General features: G+C 71.9%; 1 protein-coding gene. It reads right to left on the bottom strand.

The features are described from left to right. The coding region (locus ACFYWM_RS44465; RefSeq protein WP_389927872.1) for a type I polyketide synthase at nt 1–6,991 on the bottom strand (6,991 nt) is incomplete at both ends.

Below are 6,991 nucleotides of genomic sequence, written 5' to 3'. Positions count from 1 at the left end.
GGATCCCACACCCCCACCGGGTCAGAACCGGGCACCACCCGCGCCAGACGCGGCACCCACACCTCACCCCCACGCACCGCCACCTGCGGCTCACCCGACGCCAACACCCCCGGCAACACCCCGGGCAGCGCCGAAACCTCGTCCACATCGACCAGCACGAACCGGCCCGGATTCTCCACCTGCGCCGACCGCACCAAACCCCACACCGCCGCAGCCCCCAGATCGACAACCGCCTCACCCTCGCCGACCGCCACCGCGCCCCGCGTCACCACCACCAACCGCGAACCAGCACACCGCTCATCAGCCAGCCACCCCTGCACCAACCCCAAAACACGAGCAGTCAACGCACGCACCGACCCCACCACATCACCGGCCGGATCCGAGACCGCCTCCGCCACCACCGCGTCCGGCACCGGACCCGTCACCAGCGACGGCAGATCCCCATGGGTCAGGGCCACCCGCCCCGCCGCCTGCCACACCCCGGCGAGACCCAGCGCGTCCGGGCCGAGCACCGCCACCGGCGGCACCTCACCCGAAGGAAGCTCGTCCAGCGAGGTCCACTCCACCCCGAACAGCGCGTCCCGCACGGCTCCCCGGCCCAGGGAGGCCGCGCCGAGCCGGTCGGACGGGATCGGGCGCAGCGCCAGCGACCGCACCGACACCACCGGCTCCCCAGCCACATCCACCGCACTCAACGACACCACACCATCGCCCATCACGACCAACCGCACCCGCAACACCGACGCCCCACCCGCGTGCAGACACACCCCACCCCACGAGAACGGCAACCCAACCCCCTCGAAACCACCCACCCCGGCGAAAGCCACCGCATGCAACGCCGCATCCAGCAACGCCGGATGCACCCCGAACAACCCCCCATCACCCACCCGCTCCGGCAACTCAACCTCCGCGAACACCACCCCGTCCGCGTCCCGCCACACCCCCCGCAACCCCCGAAACACCGGCCCGTACTCCAACCCACCCTCAGCCAGCCGCTCATACAGCCCATCCACCTCCACCACCGACGCACCCCGCGGCGGCCACACCCCGGTATCGAACCGCTCCCCGGTCGGGCCACCGCTCACCAGCACACCGATCGCGTGCCGTACCCAGGGCTCCTCATCCCTGGCCTCCGCCGGGCGGGCGTGCACACTCACCTCGCACCGGCCTGACTCATCCGGAGTCCTCACCCACACCTGCACCGCCACCGCATCCCGCTCGCCGAGCACCAGCGGCGCGGTCAGGGTGAGTTCTTCGACCAGATCGCAACCCACCTCATCGCCCGCCCGCACCACCAACTCCAGGAAGCCGGTCCCCGGGAACACCACCAGCCCGCCCACCACGTGATCGGCCAGCCACGGATGCGACCCCAACGAGATACGACCGGTCAGCAACACCCCGTCCGAACCGGCCACTCCTACAGCGGCTCCCAGCAGCGGGTGGCTCGCGGCCGTGAGCCCCGCAGCCGTCACGTCTCCCACCTGGGAACCGGCACCATCGGGCCAGAACCTCTGGCGCTGGAAGGCGTAGGTGGGCAGCTCCACCCGGCGGGCGCCGGGGAACGCCGCTCGCCAGTCCACCGGTACTCCGCGCACGTGCAGGGCGGCCAGCGCCGTCATGATCGTCTTCTGCTCGTCGCGGTCCCCGCGCAACGCCGACACCAGCAGCGCGTCCGCACCGTCTTCGGCCTCCGCGGTCAGGATGTCCTGCGCCATCGCGGTCAGCACACCATCGGGGCCCAACTCCAGATAGACCCGCACACCCTGCGCGTGCAGCGCCCGTATCCCGTCGGAGAAGCGGACCGCGCCACGGACTTGGTCCACCCAGTACTCCGGCGAGCACAACCGCTCGGCCGTGGCCATCTCTCCGGTCAAGGTGGAGACGACCGGGATCTGCGGCGGGGTGTAGGTCAGCGTCCGGGCCAGGGTACGGAAGTCCTCCAGCATCGGGTCCATCAGCGGGGAGTGGAAGGCGTGCGAGACCCGCAGCCGCCGCGTCTTGACCCCACGCTCCTCCAGGACGGCGGCGACCTCCAGCACCGCTTCCTTGACCCCGGAGATCACCAGTGAGGACGGGCCGTTGACCGCCGCGATCGACACCTGCCCTTCACGCCCGGCCAGCAGAGCGGCGACCTCCTCCTCCGATGCTCGCACCGACACCATCGCCCCACCCGCCGGGAGCGCCTGCATCAACCGCGCCCGCCCCGCCACCAGAACGCACGCGTCCTTCAACGACAACACCCCCGCCACATGCGCAGCGGCGATCTCCCCAACCGAATGACCGGCCAACACCCCCGGCTTCACACCCCAGGAGGACACCAGCCGGAACAACGCAACCTCCAGCGCGAACAACGCCGGCTGCGCCCACCCCGTCCGATCCAACGCCTCCGCCCGCTCACCGAACAAAACATCCCGCAGCGACCCCTCCAACAGCGGATCCAGCTCGGCGAACACCTCATCCAACGCCGCCGCGAACACCGGGAAACGCTCATACAGCTCCCGGCCCATCCCGGCCCGCTGGCTGCCCTGACCGGTGAACAACACCGCCAGCTTGCCGCCACCCCGCGCGAAACCGGTCACCACCCCCGGATCCGCCACCCCCTCGGCCACCGCCACCAACCCCCGCACCAACTCCCCACGCTCAGCCCCCACCACCACCGCCCGATACTCGAACGCCGACCGAACCGTGGCCAGCGAGAACGCCGCATCAGCCAGGCCCAGGTCAGATTCATCGTCCAGGAACGACGCCAGCCGCCCGGCCTGCGCCCGCAACGCCACCTCACTGCGACCCGACACCACCCACGAAACAACCCCACTCCCCTCCTGCACCGCCGGCACCTCCACCGGCACCGCAGGCTGCTCCAAAATCACATGCGCGTTGGTCCCGCTGATCCCGAACGACGACACACCCGCCCGGCGCGACCGTTCCACCTGAGGCCACGGTCGTGTCTCGGTCACCAGCTCGACCGCGCCCTCGCTCCAGTCCACGTGCGAGGACGGCGCGTCGACGTGCAACGTGCGCGGAACCACACCCTCACGCATCGCCATGACCATCTTGATGATCCCGGCCACACCGGCGGCCGTCTGGGTGTGGCCGATGTTCGACTTGATCGACCCGAGCAGCAGCGGCTCCGCCGCGTCGCGGCCCTGTCCGTAGGTGGACATCAGCGCCCGCGCCTCGATGGGATCGCCCAGCCGCGTACCGGTGCCGTGCGCCTCGACCACGTCGACGTCCGACGCCGACAGCCCCGCCCCGGCCAGGGCCTGGCGGATGACCCGCTGCTGGGAGGGGCCGTTCGGCGCGGTCAACCCGTTGGACGCGCCGTCCTGGTTCACCGCCGAACCACGCACCACCGCCAGCACCCGATGGCCGTTGCGGCGCGCGTCCGACAACCGCTCCAGCACCAGCACGCCCACACCCTCGGACCAGCCCACCCCGTCAGCGGCCTCGGAGAACGACCGGCACCGGCCATCCACCGACAAACCACGCTGACGAGCGAACCCGATGAACGTGTTCGGCGTCGACATCACCGTCGCCCCACCGGCCAACGCCAGCGAACAATCCCCCGACCGCAACGCCTGCGCCGCCAGATGCACCGCCACCAAAGACGACGAACACGCCGTGTCCACCGTCACCGCCGGACCCTCCAACCCCAGCGTGTACGACACCCGCCCCGAAGCCACACTCGGCGCGGTCCCCGTACCCTCATAGCCCTCGACGGCATCACGCTGGCCGAGCCCCTCGACCACCTCACCGGCGGCGGCCTGGTGCACCCGGCCGGCCGCGTTGCCCAGCGCCAGACCGTAGTCGTTGTACATCAAACCGGTGAACACACCCGTCCGGCTCCCCCGCAACGACCCCGGCTCGATCCCCGCCCGCTCCACCGCCTCCCACGACACCTCCAGCAACAACCGCTGCTGCGGATCAACCGCCAACGCCTCCCGCGGCGACATCCCGAAAAACCCCGGATCAAAAACATCCGCATCATGCAAAAACCCACCATGACGCGTATACGACGTCCCCACCCGACCAGGATCCGGATCATAGATCCCCTCCAGATCCCACCCCCGATTCGTCGGAAAACCAGTGATCGCGTCGGTCTCCTGCATCACCAGACGCCACAGATCCTCCGGAGAGGACACCCCGCCGGGATACCGGCACGCCATCCCCACGATCACCACCGGATCATCGGCCACCGACCGCACCACGGGCAGATCCGCGTCCCGCTCGGAGTCCGCCACGCCGAACAGCTCCCCGTGGAGGAACTCCGCCACACTCTGCGAGGTCGGGTAGTCGAAGACCAGCGTCGCGGGCAGCGGCAAGCCCGTCGCCGTGGCCAGCTGGTTGCGCAGTTCCACCGCGGCCAGCGAGTCCAGTCCCATCGTGCTGAAGGCCCGGTCGGGTTCCACCGCGTCCCCCGACGCGTGACCCAGCACCACCGCCACGTGCCGTCGTACCAGCTCCTCCAGCACCCGCGCGCGTTCGCCCGCGTCCAGGCCGGTCAGGCGCCGCCGCAGCCCGCCTTCCCCGCCGCCACCGGCGGCCATCCGGACCGGTCGCCTCGCCGGTGCCAGCCCGCGCAGCAACGTCGGCAGCTCGCCGCCGCGGCCCCGCAGCGCCTCCACGTCCACCCGCAGCGGTACCGTCATCGCCGCGTCCGTCCGTACGCTCACGTCGAACAGCCGCACCCCCTCGGTACCGGACAGCGCCGGCAACCCGAGCCTGGCCAGCCGGTCCCGGTCGGCGTCGGACAGCTCGGAGCTCATCCCGGTGGCCACGTCCCACAGCCCGTACGCCAGCGACGTCGCCACCAGCCCGCGCGACCGCCGGTGGGCGGCCAGCGCGTCCAGGAACACGTTGGCCGCCGCGTAGTTGCCCTGCCCGGCCGCCAGGACCAGCCCACCGGCAGAGGACACCAGCGCGAACATCGCCAGCGGCAGATCCCCGGTCAGCTCGTGCAGGTGCCAGGCCGCGTCCGCCTTCGGCCGCAGCACCGTGTCCAGCCGGTCCCGCGAGAGCGCCTCCAGCACACCGTTGTCCGCCGCTCCCGCCGCGTGCACCACACCCACCAGCGGGGCCGAATCCGGAACCGAACCCACGACCCGTGCCAGCGCGTCCCGATCGCCGACGTCGCACGCCATCACCCCGACCCTCGCTCCCAGCGAGGTCAGCTCCTCCACCAGCGGCCCGGCACCCTCCGCCGACAGCCCTCTCCGGCTCACCAGCAGCAGGGAACGCACGCCGTGGTCGGTCACCAGGCGACGGGCCAGCAACGCTCCCAGCCCGCTCGTGCCTCCCGTCACCAGCACCGTCCCCGCCGACAACTCGACCGAGCGCTCGGCGGCGGCCGGAACGGATCGCTCGGGCTGGGGCATCCTGGCCAGCCGGGGGACCAGGAACGTCCCCGAGCGCACCGCCATCTCGGGTTCGCCCGAGGCCACCGCCGCCCGTACCGCCGCGTCCCTTTCCCGGTCCTCCTCCAGGTCCAGCAGCACGAAGCGGCCAGGGTGCTCGGCCTGTGCCGCCCGTACCAGCCCCCATACCGGCGCGACCGTCACGTCCACGTCCGCGCCCTCACCGACCGGTACCGCGCCCCTGGTCACCACCACCAGGGGTGCCGACGCCTGGCTCTCCCGCTCCAGCCACGCCCGCAGTGCCTCAAGCACGTCGCCGACCACCGAGCGCACCACGTCCGGCGTCTCACCGGACGGCGGTGCCGTGCAGTCCACCACCGCGATCGAACCGTCGGCGGCGTCGAGAGCCGCGTCGAGTGCTCGGTCGGCGTCGAGAGCCGCGTCGGATGCTCGGTCGGCGTCAGGAGCCGCGTCAGGCGCTCGGCCGGCGGCGAGCGCGGACCAGTCCGTCACCCGCGCCGCACCGGCCTCGGGCAGCTCGATCGGGTTCCACTCCACCAGGAACAGGGACCGCTCCCCTGCCGCGCCCAGTTGCTCCGCCGACACCGGACGCCCCACCATCGATCCCGCCGACAGCACGGGGTGGCCGTTCTCGTCGGCCACCTCCAGGTTCAGCGTGTGCTCGCTCGGGTGCCGTACCCGTACGCGCAGCGTGGAGGCGCCCGCCGCGTGCAGCACCACCTGCCGCCACACGAACGGCAACACCGCCCGCCCGCCGCTCGCCACGCCCGAGGGGTCGATCAGCGATACGTGCATCGCCGCGTCCAGCAGGGCCGGGTGCACCCCGAACCGTCCCGCTTCCGTGGCCATCCGCTCGCCCAGCACGACCTCGGCGAAAAGCTCCTCTCCCCGGCGCCACGCCGCGCGCAGCGCCCGGAAGGCCGGCCCGTAGCCGTAACCGACCTCGGCCAGCCGTTCGTAGGCCCCCTCGACGTCCACCTCGGCCGCCCCCGCCGGCGGCCACTGCACCAGATCGAACTCCGGCTCCGCCGCCCGCTCCGCCAGCACTCCCTGGGCGTGCAGCGTCCAGTCGCCCTCTCGCCCGTCCGCCCGGGAGTACACCCGGACCGCGCGCCTGCCGGTCTCACCGGGGCCGTCGACCACCACCTGGACCCGTACCCCACCGGCCTCGGGCAGCACCAGCGGCGCCTGCAGTGCCAGCTCCTCCAGCACCGCGCAGCCGACCTCGTCGCCCGCGCGGACCGCCAGCTCCACGAACCCCGTCCCAGGGAGCAGTACCCGTCCCAGAACCTCGTGGTCACGGATCCACGGATGGGTCGACGCCGACAGCCGTCCGGTCAGGACCACGCCATCCGACTCCGGCGACACCACCACCGCCCCCAGCAGCGGGTGGAGCGCCGTCTCGAGCCCCAGGCCCCGCGCGTCCCCGCCTCGCCTGCCGCTCGGCCAGAACCGCTCTTTCTGGAAGGCGTACGTCGGCAGCTCAACCCGGTGGGCATCGGGGAGCACGGTCGGCCAGCTCACCGGTACTCCGCGCACGTGCAGGGCGGCCAGCGCCGTCATGATCGTCTTCTGCTCGTCGCGGTCCCCGCGCAACGCCGACACCAGCAACACGT

Source organism: Streptosporangium sp. NPDC002721 (genome assembly GCF_042888905.1).
GTDB lineage: Bacteria > Actinomycetota > Actinomycetes > Streptosporangiales > Streptosporangiaceae > Streptosporangium.
Note: the sequence above shows the minus strand (reverse complement) of the source record. Positions and strands in the feature narration are given on the sequence as shown.